This window comes from Curtobacterium sp. MCBD17_030 (assembly GCF_003224255.1).
Classification (GTDB): Bacteria; Actinomycetota; Actinomycetes; order Actinomycetales; family Microbacteriaceae; genus Curtobacterium.
Genome location: NZ_QKLI01000018.1, coordinates 47,607 through 67,634 on the forward strand (window position 1 = coordinate 47,607; position 20,028 = coordinate 67,634).

Here is a 20,028-nt window from a genome sequence, read left to right on the forward strand (position 1 = left end):
GAGCCAGGGATCGCCGGTCCCCCGATGACCGCGCTCTGGTTGCCTCGGCCGGGACGGCGCAACGTGGTGGTCATGGACATCACGAACAGCACCGTCTTCATCCCCGGCGCGACCTCGGGCATCGGCCTGGCACTCGCGCTCCGCCTGCAGCAGGCCGGCAGCACCGTCGTCATCGGCGGCCGTCGGCAGGCCCTCCTCGACTCCATCGCCACCGAACACGGCCTGGGCACCGTGCAGATCGACGTCGCCGATGCGGAGTCGATCCGGCAGGCCGCCGAGACCGTCCTCGGGACCTACCCCGCACTCGACACCCTCGTGACGATGTCGGGGATCATGCGGAACGAGGACCTCCGCGACCCGGGACACATCTCCGACGCCGTTCAGACCATCGAGACCAACCTGGTCGGCACGATCCGACTGATCGACGCCTTCCTGCCGCACCTGCTCGGCCGTCGCAGCGCGACGGTCATGACCGTGTCGTCCGGCCTGGCGTTCGTCCCGCTCACCGCGACGCCGACCTACAACGCCACGAAGGCCGGCGTGCACTCGTACACGCAGGCACTCCGACAGCAGCTCGTCGGCTCGTCGGTCGAGGTGCTCGAGCTCGCGCCGCCCGCGGTCGCGACCGACCTGATGGGCGGCCAGGACTTCGGCGGGATGCCGCTCGACGCGTTCATCGACGAGGTGGTGGGGCTCATCGAGTCCGGTGCCGCTCCCGAGATCCTCGTGCAGAACGTCCAGCCGTTGCGATGGGCGGAGCGCAACGGGAACCACCAGCAGATCCTCGAGATGATGGCGGGACGCGAGCACTGACAGCCAGCTCCCGTCCCGACATGTCGCACATCACCGTCTGCCGTCATGTCAGGATGGGGGGATGCGACGCGAACCCCACGAGGAAGCCCTGCCGTCCGGACGCCTGATGACCGTGGTCGGCATCGCTCTCATCGTCGTCGGGATCGGCGCGGTGGCGCTCCCGCTCACCGTGCCGTCGTCACCTGGCGGACGGGTGGGCGCCGGGAACGCCGTCAGCCTGGTCGGCACCCTCGTGCTCACCACCGTGCTGGGCATCGGCGTGGTCCGGATGCGCCTGCACGTCCGCATCGACGACGTGCTGGAGGTGCGGGTCACTCCGTTCTGGTACCGACGTCGCATCCCGTTGAACCGGATCGCGTCGGCGACGCCGATGGAGATGACGGCTCTCAACTCCGGCGGCTGGGGCATCCGACTGATCCCCAGCGGGACGGCGATCCTGCTCGACAACGGGCCCGGCGTGCACGTGACCGTCGACGGCAAGCGCGCGCTCCGGTTCCGCTGCAGCGATCCGGACACGGTCGTTGCCGCCCTGGAGGCTCGGGGCGCGTCCGTCCGCTGACCGGCTGTCAGGCGGTCGTGTCGGCCGCGGCGCCCCCCGCTGCAGCGAGGACGGTCCGGCCGAGGCGCACGAAGTCGTCGACCCCGAGCTCTTCGCCACGCGCCGTCGGCGCGATGCCCGCGGCTTCGAGGACCTCGGACGCGTGCGCACTGCCGCCCAGGACACCGGAGAGTGCCTGACGGAGCATCTTCCGGCGCTGCTGGAACGCCGCGTCCACCAGGGTGAACACCCGAGAACGGAGCTGTTCGTCGCCTGGCGGCTCGTGTCGGTCGAACCCGACCAGGACGCTGTCGACGTTCGGCACCGGCCAGAAGACCTGCCGACTGACCTGCCCGGCGATGCGCCACGACCCGTACCAGGCGGCCTTGACGCTCGGGGATCCGTAGACCTTGCTGCCCGGGTCGGCGGCCAGGCGGTAGCCGACCTCGGCCTGCACCATCACGAGCGAGCGGACGAGGGACGGGAAGGTCGCGAGCAGGTGCAGCAGCACCGGCACGGACACGTTGTACGGCAGGTTCGCGACGAGGTGCGTCGGCAGGACCGGCAGGTCCTCGGCCGAGACCTGCATGGCGTCCTGGTGGACCACCGTCAGGCGGGCGTCGGGCTGCATCGCGGAGACGGTCGTCGGCAGGTGCGCTGCGAGCCGGGCGTCGATCTCGACGGCGGTGACGGGAGCACCGGTCTCGGTGAGGCCGAGCGTCAACGACCCGAGCCCCGGTCCGACCTCGAGCACCTTCGACTGCGGCGTGACACCGGCGATCGACACGATGCGTCGGACCGTGTTGGCGTCGTGCACGAAGTTCTGGCCGAGCTTCTTGGTGGGGGTGACGTCGAGCGTCGCCGCGAGTTCCCGGATCTCCGCCGGGCCGAGGAGCGCGCCCACGGCTACTGCACCACCGTGACGGGTTCGGCGTCCCACGCGCCGTAGACGAGTTCGGTGTTCGAGGTGATCTGCGCCGCGAGCATCGAGGCGTCGGTCCCCAGCGTCTCGGCCATCGACCGGAGCGTGTGCGGGATCAGGTACGGCGCGTTCGGCCGGCCGCGGAACGGCGTCGGGGTGAGGAACGGCGCGTCCGTCTCGATCATGATCAGGTGGCGCGGGGCGACGTGCAGTGCGTCCCGCAGGTTCTGCGCGTTCTTGAACGTCACGGTGCCGGCGAACGACATGTACCAGCCGCGCTCGGCGCACAGGCGCGCGAGCTCGGGGCCGCCCGAGAAGCAGTGGAAGACGGTGCGCTCGGGTGCGCCGACGCGCTCGAGGACCTCGACCACAGCGTCGTGCGCGTCCCGGTCGTGGATGGTCAGCGCGAGGTCGTGGTCCTTCGCGATGCGGATGTGCTCCTCGAAGGAGCGGATCTGCGCCGCCCGGCCGTCGTCACCGGTGCGGAAGAAGTCGAGCCCGGTCTCCCCGATCGCCCGCACCCGCGGCAGTGCCGCGAGCTCGGCGATACCGGCGAGGTGCTCGTCGAGCAACCCCTGCTCGTCGAGGACCGGGGCTTCGTTCGGGTGCAGGGCCACCGCGGCCAGGACCCGGGGCTCCCGCGCCGCGATCGACGCCGACCACCGCGAGGTGGCCAGGTCCGTGCCGACCTGCACGACACCGCGGACGCCGACGCTCGACGCGCGGTCGAGGTGCTCCCGGTAGTCGAGCGGACCGTCGCCGCCGTCCCCGACACCGTCGGCGATCTCCATGTGGGTGTGGTTGTCGTACACCGGCACCGTGAGGGCCTGGGGCAGCGGCGGGTACGTCAGGTCCCGCTTCTGCCCGCCGCCGTCGCCGCCGCGGGCACGGACGTGCGCGTCGGTCACGCGGCGCCCTGCTCCGGCTGCTCGATGCGCGGGAAGAGCCCGGCGGCGAGCGGCGTCACCGTCTCGGACCCCTGCCATTCCCAGGCGCGGTCGATGCGCTGCTCAGCGATCGAGCCACCGGCGCCGATCGAGGCCCACAGCTTCTCGGTCGCCTTCGGCATCACCGGGGACACGAGCACGGCCACGGTCCCGAGTCCCCGCAGTGCGGTGACGAGCACGGTCGCGAGGCGCTCACGCTGCGCGTCGTCCTTCGCGAGGGTCCAGGGCTCCTGCTCGGTGATGTAGCCGTTCAGGGCGTCCACGAGCTCCCAGACGATGCTGATCGCGTCGTGCGGTGCGAACGCGGCGATCGCGGCGTCGGCCCGTTCGGTGACCGCCCGCGCGAGGGCGTCGATCGCTGCGTCGGACTCGGTCAGCTCGCCCCGCTCGGGGACGGCGCCGTCGAAGTAGCGGTTGAGCATCGCGACGATGCGGGAGGCCAGGTTCCCGAACCCGTTGGCGAGCTCCGCCTGGTACCGCGCCGAGATGTCCTCCCAGCTGAAGTTGCCGTCCTGCCCGAAGGTGATCGCCCGGAGGAAGTAGTACCGGAAGGCGTCGGAGCCGAACGTGTCGGTGATCTCGCTCGGGGCGATGCCCGTCAGCTTCGACTTCGACATCTTCTCGCCGCCGACGAGCAGCCAGCCGTGGCCGAAGACACGCTCGGGGACCGGGAGCCCGGCCGCCATCAGCATCGCCGGCCAGATGACGGCGTGGAAGCGAGCGATGTCCTTGCCGACGATGTGCACGCTCGGCCAGAGGCGCTGGAAGGCCTCGTCGTCCTCGGTGCCGTACCCGAGGGCGGTGATGTAGTTCAGCAGCGCGTCGAACCAGACGTACAGGACGTGGTCGGAGTCCCACGGGATCTGGATGCCCCAGTCGAAGCTCGACCGCGAGATCGACAGGTCGCGCAACCCCTGCTTGACGAAGGAGACGATCTCGTTGCGGACGCTCTCCGGCTGGATGAACTGCGGGTTCGACTCGTAGAGGTCGAGCAGACGCTGCTCGAAGTCGGACATGCGGAAGAAGTAGTTGCGCTCGGCCAGGACCTCCACCGGGATGGAGTGGATCGCGCAGACCTGCTGGCCCTCGTACGGACCGGTGCCGGGGACCAGGTCGCTCGGCTGCTTGTACTCCTCGCAGCCGACGCAGTAGAAGCCCTCGAACTCGCCCGCGTAGATGAAGCCGTCGTCGTACAGCTTCTGCAGGAACGCCGTGACGCCACGCTCGTGCCGCTCGTCGGTGGTCCGGATGAAGTCGTCGTTGGCCACGTCCACCGTGTCGAGCAGCGGCTTCCAGGCGTCGGTGACCAGGCGGTCGGCCCACTCCTTCGGCGTGACGTCGTTCGCCGAGGCGGTGCGGAGGATCTTCTGCCCGTGCTCGTCGGTGCCCGTGAGCAGCCAGGTGTCGTCCCCACGCTGGCGGTGCCAGCGCGCGAGGACGTCCGCGGCGACCTCCGTGTACGCGTGCCCGATGTGGGGCACGTCGTTGACGTAGAAGATCGGCGTGGTGATCGAGAACGAGCTGCCGTCGGCCATGCGGACCATCCTAGAGGCGCGCCCGAGCACCGTGACGCGCTGCCGGGCGGCCTGTGGAGAACCGGACGGGAGGCCCGTGGCGGCGCCCCCACGTGCCTCCCGTCCGACAGGTGTCGCGTCCGGTCAGCGTGCGGCGAGTGCACCCTCGTAGAGGTCGCGCTTGGAGAGTCCGGTCGCGTCGGCGACCGCTGCGGCGGCCTCCTTCATGCGTGCGCCGGCGGCCACGCGTTCGAGGACCAGGCGGACGCCGTCCTCGATCGTGGCGTCGTCACCCGATCCGGTGGACCCCGCGACGACGACGCAGATCTCGCCGCGGACGCCGTCAGCCGCCCACTCGGTCAGCTCCGCTAGGGTCCCCCGACGGATCTCCTCGTGCATCTTGGTGAGCTCGCGGCAGACCGCGGCACGCCGGTCGCTGCCGAACCCGGCGGCCATGTCGCCGAGCGTGTCGGCGATCCGGTGCGGCGACTCGAAGAAGACCATGGTCCGCTGCTCCCCCGCCAGTGCGGCGAACACCCGTCGCCGTTCCCCGGCCTTGCGGGTCGGGAAGCCCTCGAACGTGAAGCGGTCGGTCGGCAGCCCGGAGAGCGCGAGCGCGGTGAGGACGGCGCTCGGGCCGGGGACCGCGGTCACGGTGACGCCCGCGGCGGCGGCGGCCTCGACCAGCGGGAACCCGGGGTCGCTGATGGCGGGCATGCCGGCGTCGGTGAGCACGACGACGTCGTCCTCCCGGGCGAGTTCGACGACCTCGGCCGCGCGCTCCCGCTCGTTGTGCTCGTGCAGCGCGATGAGCCGCGGACGGTTCTCGATGCCCAGTGCGCGCATCAGGTGGATCGCGGTCCTGGTGTCCTCGGCGGCCACCACGGAGGCGTTCGACAGCGTCTCCACGAGTCGACGGGAGGCATCACCGAGGTTGCCGATGGGGGTTGCTGCGAGGACGATCACGACCCCATTGTCGTCGCAGGACCCGCGACCTGTGGACACGCAGCCGACACCTGCGCCGCGTCCGTAGGATGCTGCGGGTGACCACGGACCTGGCCGACCTGCAGAAGACCGTGCCGGACGTCCCGCGTGGCTCGCGGCTCGACGACTGGTGGGGCCGCATGCTCTCCACCGGGTGGCGGGTCGCCGCCTGGCGATGGGGTGGCCCGATCGCGGTCACCGTGCTCGCTGCCCTGCTCCGGCTGGTCGACCTCGGCCGGCCGCACTCGCTCGTGTTCGACGAGACCTACTACGTCAAGGACAGCTGGTCCCTCGTCCACCTCGGGTACGAGGGCACGTGGCCGGCGAACCCGACGGGCGACGGTGCACCGACGACCGACGACCGGTTCGCCGACGGGCAGACCGACCTCTACTCCCGAGCCGCGGAGTTCATCGCGCATCCGCCGCTCGGGAAGTACCTGATCGGTCTCGGCATGCTGTTGTTCGGGCCGGACAACGCCTTCGGCTGGCGGTTCACCGTCGCGGTCCTCGGCATCGCCACCGTGTTCCTCACCGCGGTGATCGCTCGTTCCCTGTTCCGGTCCACGTTCATCGGCACGCTGGCAGGCGGGTTCCTGGCGGTGGACGGACAGGCGATCGTGATGTCACGGGTGTCGCTGCTCGACGGCATCGTCACGTTCTTCGTCGTGCTCGGCTTCGGCGCACTGCTGCTCGACCGACGGTGGTCCGCCCGGCAACTCGACCGGTGGGTCGACCGTCGTGCCGCCGCCGGCCGACCGACGCTCTGGGGTCCGGTCCTCTGGTGGCGCCCCTGGCTCGTCGCGATGGGCCTCGCGCTCGGGCTCGCGACCGCGACGAAGTGGACCGGGCTGTACTTCCTGGCGTTCTTCGCCGTGTACTCCGTGGTCAGCGACATGCTGCTGCAGCGTCGCGCCGGGGTGGCCTTCTGGTCCTCGAGCGCCGCGCTGCAGCAGGCACCGGTGACCTTCTTGCTGACCGTGCCGATCGCCGCCGCGACCTACCTGGCGTCGTGGGCCGGCTGGTTCCTGACCCGGGGCGGCTGGGACCGCGACTGGATCGGGACCGGCGGTCAGCGCTGGACCGGGGTGCTCGCCTGGGTGCCGGACAGCCTGCAGAACTGGTGGCATTACCAGAGCGAGATCTACGCCTTCAACATCGGCCTGCACACGCCGCACTCGTACCAGGCGAACCCGCTGCTCTGGCTCCTCATGCAACGGCCGACGTCGATGTACTACGTCGGTACGAACGTGGGCCAGGACGGCTGCGCGGCCGACCGCTGTGGGGCGGCGATCACCGGGATCGCGAACCCGTTCATCTGGTACGCCTCGGTCATCGCGGCCGTGGTGCTGCTCGTGCTGCTCATCACACGGCCGCGGTGGGAGTACGGCATCGTCCTGATGGGCATCGCCGCGGGCTACCTGCCGTGGCTGATGTACCTGGACCGGACGGTCTTCCAGTTCTACACGATCGCCTTCGAGCCCTTCCTCGTGATGGCGCTGGCGGCCGTGATCGGGCACCTGATCGGCTCGCGGGATGCCCCGCGACCACGGCGGACCCGGGCGTTGGTCTGGCTCGGCGTGTACCTGGTCGTCGTGGTGCTCGCGTCGGCGTACTGGTACCCGCTGTGGTCGGCGATGCAGGCGCCGTGGGACTTCATCCGGTCCCACTACTGGCTGCCCAGCTGGCTGTAGCGGCGGCTCCGGTCAGTTCTGCGTCTGCATCGCGCGCTCGAGGGCGTCGCGGTCCAGTGGCTCTCCGGTCAGCTGGTCCGGCTGGGCCTGCGGGAGCACGCCGTCGACCAACACCTGCGCGTACCGCTTCCAGGCGTCGGGATCGTAATCGCGGGTGGCGTCGGCCACGGCACCGATCATCGTCGTCAGCATCGGCAGGTCGCGGTAGTCGAAGCCGGGACGGATCACGCCGGCGTCCTTCGCACGGCCGATGATGCGGGACACCTGCTGCTCCAGGCGGTCGCGCTCCTGCACGATCGACGGGCGGGCCTTGCCGGCGCGGACGATGACGTCGGCCAGGGCGCGGTCCCGCGCTCGGAAGGCGAACACGCCCATCAGGTAGAGACGGAGGGACTCGCGCGGGTCGATCTCGTCGGCAGCGCGGGCGGCGGCGGCGTTCATCGCCTCGAACTTCGTCGCGAGGAGGGCCTCGATCAGCGAGTCCTTGTCCGCGAAGCGCCGGTAGACGGTGCCGACGCCCACTCCGGCCTCGTGCGCGATGTCGTTGAGGGTGACCGAGATGCCGCGTTCCGCGAAGCACTTCCGTGCCGTCTGCAGGATCAGTTCGCGGTTCCGTGCCGCGTCGGCGCGCAGGGGGCGATCGAGATCGGCGGCGGGTCCGGTGGTGCTCACAGAACGAACATAATCGGACTTTCTGGGAACAAGCGGATGCGGTGACTCCGTTTTGGGCTACAGTTACCGCAAGCGGATGCAGCGCATCCGCTTCACTCTTCTCCGGGACGCCCGACGGCGCGCGCCCCTCCTCTTCCATCCTTCGAGAAGGAGGCTGTCGTGACGGCAGAACAGACCGCGCCCGCTCCCACAGGAGCAACGCCGACGACCGCGGGCCCCACCCCGGCCCGGACCGACCACCGATGGATCGCACTCGCGGTCATCGCCCTCGCCCAGCTCATGGTCGTCCTGGACGCCACCATCGTGAACATCGCGCTGCCCTCGGCGCAGCAGGACCTCGGGTTCGCCACCGACCAGCGTCAGTGGATCGTCACGGCGTACTCGCTGGCCTTCGGCTCACTCCTGCTCCTGGGCGGGCGCCTCGGTGACCTCTTCGGCCGCAAGAACACCTTCATCATCGGCCTGGTCGGCTTCGCCGTCGCGTCCGTGCTCGGCGGCCTCGCCGACTCGTTCGGGCTCCTGGTCGCCGCTCGCGCCCTGCAGGGCGTCTTCGGCGCGCTGCTCGCCCCGTCCGCCCTGGGCATGCTCACCACGACCTTCCGTGACCCCAAGGAGCGCGGTCGTGCGTTCGGCATCTTCGGCTCCATCGCCGGCTCCGGTGCCGCGATCGGTCTGCTGCTCGGTGGCGTGCTCACCGAGTACGCCTCGTGGCGCTGGTGCCTCTACGTGAACGTCGTGTTCGCGATCCTCGGCGTCATCGGTGCGATCGTCTTCATGGCGAAGCCGCCGAAGGTCGAGCGTCCGCGCATCGACATCGCCGGGGTCATCACGATCACCGCCGGCCTGGTCGGTGTGGTCTACGGCTTCTCGAACGCCGAGACCAACGGTTGGGACGCCCCGCTCACGATCGGCATGCTCGCCGGCGGTGTGCTGCTGATCGCGGCCTTCGTCGTGATCGAGACCCGGGTCGCGCACCCGCTGCTCCCCTTGCGCGTCATCCTCGACCGTGACCGCGGTGGTTCGTTCGTCGCCATCGGCCTGGTCGCGATCGGCATGTTCGGCATCTTCCTGTTCCTGACCTACTACCTCGAGCAGACCCTCGGCTTCTCGGCGCTGCAGACCGGCCTGGCGTTCCTGCCGATGCCGCTGTCGATCATGCTTTCAGCCACCCAGATCGGCGGACGCCTGCTGCCCCGCGTCGGCCCGAAGGTCCTGATCTTCGCCGGAGCCCTCGTCGCCGCCATCGGGCTCCTGCTCCTCCTGCGCACCGACCTCGACAGCTCCTACGCGGGCACCGTCCTGCCGGCGCTCATCGTGATCGGTCTCGGCATGGGCACGATCTTCTCGTCGGCGATGAACACCGCGACGACCGGGGTCGCCCGTTCGGACGCCGGTGTGGCATCGGCGACGGTGAACACCATGCAGCAGATCGGTGGCTCGATCGGCACCGCGCTGCTGTCGACGATCTTCGCGAACGTCGTCGAGAACAGCCTCTCCGGCCTGTCCGCGGCGCCGACGAAGCTCCAGCAGGCGCAGGCCGTGCTCGACGGCTACCACGCTGCGTTCGCGATCTCGGCCGGGGTCCTGTTGATCGTGGCGATCGCGAGCGGCCTGCTCATCAACCGGCAGTCGGTCCGTCTCGATCGTCTCGCCCGTGCCGGGTCCGGCGTGACGGGCAGCGTCCCGACCGCCGCGCACTGACCAGCACCAGACGACACGACCACGCCGAACGCCGGACGGCACCGCAGGTCACTGCGGCGCCGTCCGGCGTCCGGCTGTTGCAAGCCACATCACGCTGTGCTCCGACCGATCGTTCCACGGCCTGTGTCGGACTGTTGCTCACCCTCTGTCGTGAGTCAGAGGCGTCGATTACCGTGTGCCACATGGCCCCCGTCCTGACCTCGCCACTCGTGTCCACGCAGTGGCTCGCCGACCACCTCGGCGCGGACGACCTCCTCGTCCTCGACGCCTCGGTGCACACGGACGGTATCGGCTTCGGCATGTCGTGGCACTCGGCGCGGGACGCCCACGAGCGTCGCGGACACGTCCCGGGTGCCGTCTACGCCGACCTCATCGACGAGTTCTCGGCGTCCGGGACGGACCTGCCCTTCACCCGGCCCGGAGTCGACCGCTTCGAGTCCGCAGCCCGCGCGCTGGGCGTGAGCCGCGCCTCCACCGTGGTGGTCTACGACGACGGCATCGGCGAGTGGAGCGCCCGTCTGTGGTGGATCTTCCGGTCCTTCGGCTTCGACGCCGTCGCCGTGCTCGACGGCGGCTTCCCGAAGTGGCGCGACGAAGGACGGCCGGTCCGTGTCGGGGCCCTGTCCCGCGCACCGGAGCCGTCCCGCGACGGCGACGCGTTCGTCGCGGGTGAGGAACGTCCGCTCTGGGCCGACCGGGCACGGGTCCTCCGTGCGGTCGACGGTTCCCAGCCGGCGGCGCTCGTCATGGCTGCCGACCCGGCGGCCCTCGGCGACGACCACCCGCCGATCGTCCCCGGGAGCACCACCATCGGCGTCCGTGAGTTGCTCGACCGATCGAACGCCCTGCTCCGCCAGCCGGAACTCGAGCGCGCACTCGCACCGGTGCTCTCCGCGGACGAGGTCGTCACCTACTGCGGTGTCGGGAGCGCCTCCTGCGTCGACGCGCTGGCCTTGACCGTGCTCGGACACCAGAAGGTCCGCGTGTACGACGGGTCCCTCGCCGAGTGGTGGCGGGAACCGATCGCGTCCTGACCGGGTGGCGCTGCCCGTTGCCCGCGGCGGGCTAGCGTTGCCCGCATGAGCAGCAGACGCGCAGTCGTCCTCGGTGGGACCGGCGGCATCGGATCCCAGGTCGTCCGCGAACTCCTCGACGTGTCCGGCCGGGGCGGCGACGACTGGGAGGTCGAGGTCGTCTCGCGCTCCGGAGGCCCGGTCGCTGATGAACTCCTCGCCCGTGGCGCCGTCGGCCGACCGGGAGACCGTCGCGACACGACGTTCCTGCGCGAGCTGCTGCGCCCCGGCGCGGACCTGCTCGTCGACACCGTCGGCGTGACCCGCGACGACGCCCTGCAGCTCGCCCCCTTCCTCGACGACGTCGGGTCGACCGTCTTCGTGTCCTCGAAGGCGGTCTACGCCGACGAGCAGGGTCGCCACGCGAACTCGCTCGACAAACCGGTGTTCGGCGGCGCCGTCACCGAGCTGCAGCCGACGGTCACCCCCGCTGACGCCGACCCGACGAGTCGCGACGGCTACGGCGCCGCGAAGGTCGCCGCCGAACAGGTCCTGCTCGACCACGGGGCGCCCGTCACCGTCCTGCGCCCCTCGAAGGTGTACGGCGTCGGCATCGGCCGACCCCGCGAGTGGTTCGTCGTACGCCGGGTGCTCGACGGCCGCGAGCGCGTCCTGCTCGCCGACGAGGGGCGCGGCGTCGACCACACCACGGCGGCGTCGGGCATCGCGTCCCTGGTCCGGATCGTCGCCGACGCACCCGACCGCCGCATCCTCAACGTCGCGGACGAGACGGCGCCGACGGCGCTGGAGATCGTCCGGACCGTCGCGAGGCACCTCGGTCACACGTTCGACGAGGTCCTGCTCGGCGAGGACGCCCCCGCGTTCGTCGGACTCACGCCCTGGTCGGTGCCGTCGCCGTCCGTGCTCGACACCACCGCTGCGCGTTCGCTCGGGTGGGTGCCGCCGCGGTTCGCGGAGGCGGTCGTGCCGGAGGTCGACTGGTTGGTCGAGACGGCGCACCGCACGCCGGTCGACGGGGACGTGCCGTGGGCGGCCGATCCGTTCTGGGACCGGATGTTCGACTACGGGCCGGAGGACGCAGCGCTGGTGCTGCTGTCGCTCGGGCTGGGCTGACAGGTCGGCTGGGTTGACCCCGCCGGGCTGTGGACAGCGGCAGCTCCTCCACAGATCCGACTGGAGGCCCGCCCACACAGGGCGCGCGGGGCACGCTGGGTGCATGAACGACAACCGGCTCGGGACCGCCGTCAGCCCCTACCTCCGCCAGCACGCCGACAACCCGGTGGACTGGCGCGAGTGGGGCGCCGACGCCTTCACCGAGGCACGGGAGCGTGACGTGCCCGTCCTCGTGTCGATCGGCTACGCCACGTGCCACTGGTGCCACGTGATGGCGCGTGAGAGCTTCTCCGACCCCGAGATCGGTGCGATGCTCCGGCAGGACTTCGTCGCCGTGAAGGTCGACCGCGAAGAGCGCCCGGACGTCGACTCGAGCGCGATGGCCGCGGCGAGCGCCTTCACCGAGAACCTCGGATGGCCGTTGACGGTGTTCATGACGCCTGCCGCGCAGGTGTTCTACGCGGGGACCTACTACCCGCCGCAGCCGGTCGGTGCGCACCCGTCGTTCCGGCAGGTCACGGCCGCGGTGCTCGATGCGTGGCGGGACCGTCGGCACGAGGTCGATGCGAACGCGGCGGCGGTCGCGGGGGCGATCCGGCAGGGCGCCGAGGCGGACGCAGCAGCCGCACAGGCCGGGCAGCCTGACGGGGGTGGGGCGGGCCTCCCGTCCGTCGAGGCGATCCGTGGGGTCGTGGCCGACCTCGAGCGTGCCGAAGACGCCACGTACGGCGGGTTCGGTGGGGCGCCGAAGTTCCCGAACGCTCCGCTGTTGGAGTTCCTCGGCGACGTGGCCGCGGACGGCGACGGCGCAGCCGGCGCGCTGCTCACCCGTGCGCTCGACGCCATCGCCGGGTCAGAACTGACCGACGTCGACGGTGGTGTGTTCCGGTACGCGACCCAGCGGGACTGGTCCGTCCCCCACTACGAGCGGATGCTCTACGACAATGCGGGCCTGCTCGCGGTGGCCGAACCGGGGCGAGCCCGCGGCATCGCGGACTTCCTCCGCGACACCCTCCGTCGGGCGGACGGTGCCTTCGTCGCGGCGCAGGACAGCGAGTCGACCATCGACGGCCGGCGGGTGGAAGGCGAGTGGTACCGCGTACCGCTCGAAGAGCGCGGCCGGCTCGAGGCACCGCCGCTCGACGACCAGGTCCTGACTGGGTGGAACGGTCTGGCGATCCGCGGGCTGGTGATCGCAGGCAGTCACGCCGGCGACGACGAGATGATCGACCTCGCGCGAGCGGCGGCCGACGCCGTCATCGCCACACACCTCCGGGACGGACACGTCATGGTCCGGTCGAGCACCCCGCGCGGTGGGTCGACCGCAGCGCCGACGATCGAGGACCTCGGCCTGTTCGCGGAGGGGTTGCTCGAGCTCGCCCTCGCGACCGGCGAGCTCGGGTACGCCGTGATCGGGCGCACGCTCGTGGGCGACGGACTGTCGGGTGCGCTGGAGGTCGATCCGGTCCTCGCCGCTGCCGGGACCGCGACCGGTGAGCAGCCGCAGACAGCACTCCGATCCGGAACGGTGGCGATGGCCGGGGCTGCCGCGCTCCTCGCTGCCCTCACCGGTGACGACGGCCGGCACTCGGCGGCCGAACGCCTCATCGCCGAGCGCGCCCGGACCGGGGTGGACCGACCACTCGGGCACGCAGATGCCCTCGGGCTCGCGCTCGCCCTCCAGCGGCCCTCACGAGAGGTCGTGCTCGTCGCTGACGACCGATCGGGCTCCGAGGTGGTCGGCATGCTGACCACAGTCCGGGCCGCACGACGTCCGGGGACGATCGTCGCCGTGCTCACCCGAGCGCAGGCGGCGGAGTGGGCGGCGGTTGGCTTCTCGCTGTTCGAGGCCAGGGACGCGCTGGACGGCGTGACCTACGTCTGCCACGACCGGGTCTGCGCGTTGCCGGCACGGACCGTCGGCGAGCTCGCCACCCAGCTCGGCTGACTGCGGCACGCCCGGACGGTATCCTGGAATGCTCATGTCGAATCCCCCCGTCATCACGTACCCGCCCGAGCTGCCCGTCTCGCAGCGGCGGGACGACATCGCCGCTGCGATCCGCGACAACCAGGTCGTGATCGTGGCGGGTGCCACCGGGTCGGGCAAGACGACGCAGCTACCGAAGATCTGCCTGGAGCTCGGTCGCGAGAGCATCGGCCACACCCAGCCCCGACGGATCGCCGCGCGCACGATCGCGGAGCGCGTGTCAGAAGAACTCGGCGGCGAGCTCGGCGACCTCGTCGGGTACCAGGTGCGCTTCACCGACAAGGTCAGCGCGGCCACCCGGATCAAGCTGATGACGGACGGCATCCTGCTGAACGAGATCCACTTCGACCGGGACCTCAAGCGGTACGACACGATCATCATCGACGAGGCGCACGAGCGCTCCCTGACGATCGACTTCCTGCTCGGGTACCTGAAGCGACTGCTCCCTCGGCGCCCGGACCTCAAGGTCATCATCACGAGTGCCACGATCGACCCGCAGTCGTTCTCCGAGCACTTCGGCGACGCGCCCATCGTCGAGGTCTCCGGACGGACCTACCCGGTGGAGGTCCGGTACCGACCGCTCGTCGCGGACGAGGACGCCGCGGGCGACGAGGACGACGACGAGGACGAGGGCGGCCCGGACAACGGCAGCAGGGACGACCGCAGCAGCACCGACGACCGCGACTACCTGCAGGGCATCACGGACGCGCTGGACGAGCTCGCGCGGGAGGACCCGGGCGACGTCCTGGTGTTCCTGTCCGGCGAGAACGAGATCCGCGACGCGCAGGACGCCATCGAGGGCAAGCACTACCCGGGGACCGAGGTCCTGCCGCTCTACGGTCGACTGTCCGCCGCGGACCAGCACCGCGTGTTCCAGCGATCGAACACCCCGGGCCTCCGACGACGTGTCGTGCTCGCGACCAACGTGGCCGAGACCTCGCTGACCGTCCCCGGCATCAAGTACGTCGTCGACACCGGCACCGCCCGCATCTCCCGGTACTCGCCGCGGGCGAAGGTGCAGCGGCTGCCCATCGAGGCGATCTCGCAGGCGTCCGCGAACCAGCGTTCCGGCCGTGCCGGTCGGACGAGTGCGGGCATCGCGATCCGCCTCTACTCCGAGGACGACTTCGACCGCCGTCCCGAGTACACCGACCCGGAGATCCTCCGGACGAACCTGGCCGCCGTCATCCTGCAGATGATCTCGCTCGGGTTCGGCGACATCGAGTCGTTCCCGTTCCTGCAACCGCCGGACTCCCGGGGCGTGAAGGACGGCCTGGACCTCCTCCGCGAACTCCGCGCCGTCGACACCGACGGTGCGATCACGAAGACCGGCAAGCAGCTCACCCGACTGCCCATCGACCCGCGCCTCGGCCGGATGGTCCTCGAGGCGAGCCGCCAGGGCGTGGGCCGTGAGGTCATCGCGATCGTCTCGGCGCTGAGCATCCAGGACCCGCGCGAGCGTCCGCTGGAGAAGCGGGCGCAAGCCGACCAGCAGCACGCGCGCTTCGCCGACCCCACGAGCGACTTCCTCACCCTGCTCGGCCTCTGGAACTACCTGGAGGACAAGCAAGAAGAGCTGTCCTCCAGCGCGTTCCGCCGGATGTGCAAGGCCGAGTTCCTCAACCACCTGCGCATCCGCGAGTGGCAGGACCTGTACCGGCAGCTCTCCCGGGCGGCGAAGCAGGTCGGCATCCACGTCGGCAAGGAGCGCAAGGACGACCCGGACTCGGTGCACCGCGCGCTCCTCGCCGGTCTCCTCAGCCAGATCGGCCTCCGCGACCGCGAGAAGCGGGACTACCTCGGCTCGCGGAACACCCGGTTCGTGGTGTTCCCGGGCAGCGTGCTCGCGAAGAAGCAGCCGGACGCCGTGATGGCCGCCGAACTCGTCGAGACCAGCCGTCTGTTCGCCCGCACGGTCGCACGCATCGACACCGCGTGGGTGGAGCCCCTGGCCGGCGACCTGCTCAAGCGCACCTACGGCGAACCGCACTGGGAGAAGAAGCAGGGCGCGGTCGTCGCGTACGAGCGCGTGACGCTGTTCGGTGTGCCGATCGTCCAGCGACGCCGGGTGCAGTACAACCGGATCGACCCCGTGCACTCGCGGGAGCTGTTCATCCGGCACGCCCTGGTCGAGGGCGAGTGGGAGTCGCAGCAGGCGTTCGACCGGGCGAACCGGAAGCTCCGCCGTGAACTCGAACAGCTCGAGGAGCGCACCCGGCGCCGCGACATCCTGCTCGACGACGAGACGGTCGTCGAGTTCTACGAGGCTCGCATCCCCGCCGAGATCGCGACGACGCGCGACTTCGAGGGGTGGTGGCGCCGGACTCGTCGTGACCAGCCGGACCTGCTCACGATGCGCCGCGAGGACCTGCTCGACGAGTCCGCCGCATCCGCCGCGGAGGACGACGCCGAGTACCCGACCCAGTGGCGGAGCGGCGACCAGCGCCTCGCCGTCCGCTACCGCTTCGAACCCGGTGCCGAGGACGACGGGGTCAGCGTCCAGGTGCCGCTCGCCGTCCTGCCGCGCATGCGGGAAGAGGGCTTCGACTGGCAGGTCCGCGGGCTCCGGAAGGAACTCGTCACCGCGCTCATCAAGGCGCTGCCGAAGCAGATCCGCAAGAACGTCGTACCGGCCGCCGACTGGGCCGAGAAGATCGTCGCCGAACTCCCCGACGACGCTCCGACGACCCCGACCGAGAGCTTCCGCGCGACACTCGCCAAGACGATCCAGCGCCTCGTGCACGTGCCGGTGTCGGAGTCCGACTTCGACATGTCGCGGGTGCCGTCGCACCTGCTGCCGACCTACGCGGTCGTCGACGAGCGCGGCCGCCGGGTCGAGGCCGGCAAGGACCTCTCGGCCCTGCAGACCAAGCTCAAGGACCGGACCCAGCAGAGCGTCGCTGCGGCGACACAACGCTCTGGAGGCTCGTCCCGCGTCGCCGACGCCGGCTCCGGCCGCCGCATCGAACGGTCCGGCCTCACCACCTGGCCCGACCAGGACCTGCCCGAGGTCCTCGACACGAAGCAGGCCGGCGGCGTCATCCGCGCGTACCCCGCCCTGGTCGAGGAGGGCTCCGGCCCGAAGGCGACCGTCGGCGTCCAGCTCCTCGCGACGCCCGGCGACCGGACCGTGCAGATGCCCGCGGGGGTCCGCCGCCTCGTGATGCTCGCCGTACCGTCCCCCGTGTCGTACATCCAGCAGCACCTCACCGCGCAGGAGAAGCTCGCGCTCGCCGCGAGCCCCTACCCGTCGACCAACGCCCTCTTCGACGACGTCCTGGCCGCCGTGGTCGATGCCGGGATCCGCCGGACCCACCCCGACGGGCTGGTGTTCACCCGGGCCGCGTTCGACCAGGTGCGCGCCACCGTCTCGGCGACGGTCGTCGACACGATGTTCACCGCCGTGTCCGAGGTGGCCGCCGTCCTCACCGCCCAGCGGAACGCCGAACGCGCGATGAAGCAGGCGACGAACATGGCGCTGCTGCCGGCACTGTCGGACATGCGGCAGCAGATGGAACGGCTCGTGTTCGCCGGGTTCGTCTCGGTGGCTGGGCTCGACCGCCTCCGACGAATCCGCGTGTACCTGCAGGGCATCGACGCCCGCGTGACGAAGCTGCTCCAGAACCCGGGCCGTGATGCGAGTTGGATGCGCGAGGTCACCGGCGCGACGGACCGCTACGTCGAGGCCGGTGGGACGTTCCCGCCGGCGGTCGACTCGCACCCGGAGCTCGTGCACGCACGCTGGATGCTCGAGGAGTTCCGCCTCAGCCTCTTCGCGCAGGAACTGGGTACAGCGGAGACCGTGTCACTGCAGCGGATCACGAAGGCGCTCACGGCAGCCTCGCGCTGAGCCGCGGGCCGGCCGAGCCGACCAGGACTACGGTGACCGCCATGATCGGCACACTCGACGTCGTCGTCCTGGACTGCCCGGACACGCGCGCCCTCGCCCGCTTCTCCGCCGAAGTCCTCGGCGGGGAGATCGTCGCCTTCGACGAGGACTGGGCCGAGGTGGTCCTGCCCTTCGCCGGACACCGACCGCTGCTCGCCTGCCAGCGGGTCGACGACTACCGTGCGCCGGACTGCCCGGGGCAGAGCGTCCCCCAACAGGTCCACCTCGACGTGAAGGTGGACGACCTCGACGCGGGTGAGCAGGCGGTGGTCGCGATCGGTGCGGCGACGACCGGGCAGGGCACCGACACCTTCCGGGTCTACCTGACCCGGCCGGGCACCCGTTCTGCCTGGTCGTGCCGCAGGACTGAGTCCGCTCGGTCAAGCGGGCTGGTCGGCCTCCGACGAGGAATCGACCTGTGCCGAATCGACAGCGCCCGCATCAGCGGGGTCGACCGCCAGCCCCTCGACGACCTCGACACGTGGCAGTTCGCCGAGCACGGCACCCGGCAGGAACAGCTTCGCCCCGCGGACACCCGCACCGATGACGACCTCGGGCACCGCGAGCACCCGGGAGTCGACGTACACGGCCCAGTCGGCCGGCAGACCGATCGGGGTGATGCCGCCGTACTCCATCCGGGTGCGCTCGACGGCGTCGTCCATCGGCGCGAAGCTCACCTTCCGTGCCCCGAGCAGGCCCTTCACGGTGCGGTTCACGTCGAGCTTGGTCGAGGCCAGCACCACACAGGCGGCGTAGGTGACGGTGTCGCCGCGCTTCCCCGCGACGACGATGCAGTTCGCGCCGCCGGACACCGGGAAGCCGTAGGCCTCCGAGAACGCAGCCGTGTCCGCCAGGTCCGGGTCGATCGGCGATGCCTCGATCCGCTGGAGCACGGCCGACGGCAGGGCGACCAGGGCCTCGGCGACGGGGATGGCGATGGAGCCGGTGGCGAGCAGGACGGGCATGCGGTTCAAAGTCGGCATCGCTCCAGCCTAGGGATCGACACCGCGCCCGGGTGCCAGCCAGCTCGATCCCGGCGAGCACCAACACCAACACCAGCACCAGCACCAGCACCAGCACCAGCGCCAACACCGATGTCAGCACCGACGCCCACGCGTCGCCGCTCAGCGCGAGCCGACCCCGCGCCTCCCCTCCGCTGCCGACGCCCAGAGCTGCGCTGCCAACCCCACCGCGATGAACCCCGTCATCAGTGCCCCCATCGCGATCGCCGTCCCGCCGAGCGCCCCGGCGAGCGGGGTCGCCATCCCGCCGAGCCCGAACGTCAGCCCACCGGCGAGCGCCGATGCCGTTCCCGGGTGTCGGTGCCCGAGCGCCTGCGTCAACGTGATCGAGCCGGGGATCACCCATCCCCACGCCGCGGTGACGAGTGCGAGCGCCGGCCAGACGAGTGCGGCGCCGAGCCCGCTGACCGCTCCGAGCAGCACGAGTGCGGAGCCGACGGTCCCGACGACGAGCCCGATGGTGAACAGCCGGTCCTCGGAGAACCGTCCGACGAGGTGCCGGAACAGCAGCGTCGACAGGATCGAACAGCCCGCGTTCGTGGCGAAGACGAGCGAGTACCGGCCCTCGCTGAACCCGTACTGCTCCTGGAACACGAACGACGACGTGGCAATGTACGAGAAGAACCCGATGGTCGCCGCGCATCCGGTGACCAGGTACCACCGGAACCGCGGGATGCGCAGGAGCTCCGCCATCCGACCGGCCACGGCGCGGGGTGACGAGCCGCCGGGGCTCGGGGCGACGAGGGTCTCGGGCAGCTGCCGGAGCGCGGCGACGGTGAGCACGATGCCGAAGACCGCGAGCACGACGAACGTCCCCCGCCAGGACGTGACCGTGAGCACGACGCCGCCGACCAGCGGCGCGACGACCGGTCCGACCGAGTTCACGACCGCGAGCGTCGAGAAGAGCTTGCTGCGGCGGAGGCCCGTCGCCGCGTCTCCGACCATCGCGCGTCCGGCGACCGCCGCGGCGGCTCCGCCCACCCCCTCGACGACGCGCGCGAGGACGAGCGTGACGATGTCCGGGGCGATCGCGCACACCACGGTCGAGACGGTGAACAGGGCCATGCCGCCGATCAGGATCCGGCGACGTCCGACCCCGTCGCTGATCGGTCCGACGACGAGCTGCCCGACGGCGAAGGCAACGAGGAACGCGGTGAGGCTGAGCTGCACGGCGGCGGTCGACACGTCGAGGTCGCGGGCG

At 71.0% G+C, this 20,028-nt stretch carries 15 protein-coding genes and 1 pseudogene; 9 read left to right on the forward strand and 7 right to left on the reverse strand.

Features of this window, described 5'->3' with window-relative positions; translation table 11 throughout:
• Positions 1-72 precede the first annotated feature (72 nt).
• Positions 73-813 (forward strand): SDR family oxidoreductase, encoded by a 741-nt coding sequence (locus tag DEI89_RS13960; RefSeq protein WP_110904660.1) that lies wholly within the window; start codon positions 73-75, stop codon positions 811-813.
• 61 nt (positions 814-874) lie between these two features.
• Entirely contained in the window at positions 875-1,372 is a 498-nt protein-coding gene (locus tag DEI89_RS13965; RefSeq protein ID WP_110904661.1) for a hypothetical protein, read from the forward strand.
• A 7-nt stretch (positions 1,373-1,379) separates the two neighbouring features.
• Here the strand turns inward: DEI89_RS13965 and rsmA are convergent, their stop codons facing one another.
• The 4 genes from rsmA to rsmI form a co-directional block, all read right to left on the reverse strand.
• Positions 1,380-2,255, reverse strand: coding sequence for a 16S rRNA (adenine(1518)-N(6)/adenine(1519)-N(6))-dimethyltransferase RsmA (gene rsmA, locus DEI89_RS13970; protein WP_110904662.1), 876 nt, complete (start codon positions 2,253-2,255; stop codon positions 1,380-1,382).
• A gap of 2 nt (positions 2,256-2,257) precedes the next feature.
• A complete protein-coding gene (locus DEI89_RS13975; protein WP_110904663.1) occupies positions 2,258-3,181 on the reverse strand; it encodes a TatD family hydrolase in 924 nt (307 codons plus the stop codon).
• Positions 3,178-4,755, reverse strand: a complete 1,578-nt coding sequence (metG, locus tag DEI89_RS13980) for a methionine--tRNA ligase (RefSeq protein WP_110904664.1) — start codon at positions 4,753-4,755, stop codon at positions 3,178-3,180. Before metG ends, DEI89_RS13975 begins: the two co-directional genes overlap by 4 nt.
• A gap of 123 nt (positions 4,756-4,878) precedes the next feature.
• Positions 4,879-5,700 (reverse strand): 16S rRNA (cytidine(1402)-2'-O)-methyltransferase, encoded by an 822-nt coding sequence (gene rsmI / locus DEI89_RS13985; protein ID WP_110904665.1) that lies wholly within the window; start codon positions 5,698-5,700, stop codon positions 4,879-4,881.
• A 77-nt stretch (positions 5,701-5,777) separates the two neighbouring features.
• Here rsmI and DEI89_RS13990 point away from each other — a divergent pair, with 77 nt between their 5' ends.
• A complete protein-coding gene (locus DEI89_RS13990; protein WP_181421674.1) occupies positions 5,778-7,409 on the forward strand; it encodes a phospholipid carrier-dependent glycosyltransferase in 1,632 nt (543 codons plus the stop codon).
• Positions 7,410-7,421: 12 nt separating this feature from the next.
• On the opposite strand, the gene DEI89_RS13995 is transcribed toward DEI89_RS13990, so the two are convergent.
• Positions 7,422-8,081: a TetR/AcrR family transcriptional regulator gene (locus DEI89_RS13995; protein WP_110904667.1), complete on the reverse strand. Its 660-nt coding sequence runs from the start codon at positions 8,079-8,081 to the stop codon at positions 7,422-7,424.
• A gap of 159 nt (positions 8,082-8,240) precedes the next feature.
• On the opposite strand from DEI89_RS13995, the gene DEI89_RS14000 reads away from it, so the two are divergent.
• The 6 genes and pseudogenes from DEI89_RS14000 to DEI89_RS14025 form a co-directional block, all read left to right on the forward strand.
• Entirely contained in the window at positions 8,241-9,782 is a 1,542-nt protein-coding gene (locus tag DEI89_RS14000; protein WP_110904668.1) for an MFS transporter, read from the forward strand.
• 182 nt (positions 9,783-9,964) lie between these two features.
• On the forward strand, positions 9,965-10,816 hold the full coding sequence (locus DEI89_RS14005; protein WP_110904669.1) for a sulfurtransferase: 852 nt from the start codon (positions 9,965-9,967) through the stop codon (positions 10,814-10,816).
• A gap of 45 nt (positions 10,817-10,861) precedes the next feature.
• A complete protein-coding gene (locus DEI89_RS14010) occupies positions 10,862-11,929 on the forward strand; it encodes an NAD(P)-dependent oxidoreductase (RefSeq protein WP_110904670.1) in 1,068 nt (355 codons plus the stop codon).
• A gap of 103 nt (positions 11,930-12,032) precedes the next feature.
• Positions 12,033-13,877, forward strand: coding sequence for a thioredoxin domain-containing protein (locus DEI89_RS14015; protein WP_110904671.1), 1,845 nt, complete (start codon positions 12,033-12,035; stop codon positions 13,875-13,877).
• A 34-nt stretch (positions 13,878-13,911) separates the two neighbouring features.
• Entirely contained in the window at positions 13,912-17,766 is a 3,855-nt protein-coding gene (gene hrpA, locus DEI89_RS14020) for an ATP-dependent RNA helicase HrpA (RefSeq protein ID WP_110904682.1), read from the forward strand.
• Positions 17,767-17,807: 41 nt separating this feature from the next.
• A pseudogene (locus tag DEI89_RS14025) lies at positions 17,808-18,056 on the forward strand (VOC family protein); the annotation flags it as partial.
• Positions 18,057-18,185: 129 nt separating this feature from the next.
• On the opposite strand, the gene DEI89_RS14030 reads toward DEI89_RS14025, so the two are convergent.
• Together DEI89_RS14030 and DEI89_RS14035 are read right to left on the reverse strand one after the other, a co-directional pair.
• Positions 18,186-18,788 (reverse strand): YbaK/EbsC family protein, encoded by a 603-nt coding sequence (locus tag DEI89_RS14030; protein ID WP_110904672.1) that lies wholly within the window; start codon positions 18,786-18,788, stop codon positions 18,186-18,188.
• Between the two features lie 141 nt (positions 18,789-18,929).
• On the reverse strand, positions 18,930-20,028 hold a 1,099-nt coding region (locus tag DEI89_RS14035), incomplete at its 5' end, for a Bcr/CflA family efflux MFS transporter (protein WP_110904673.1).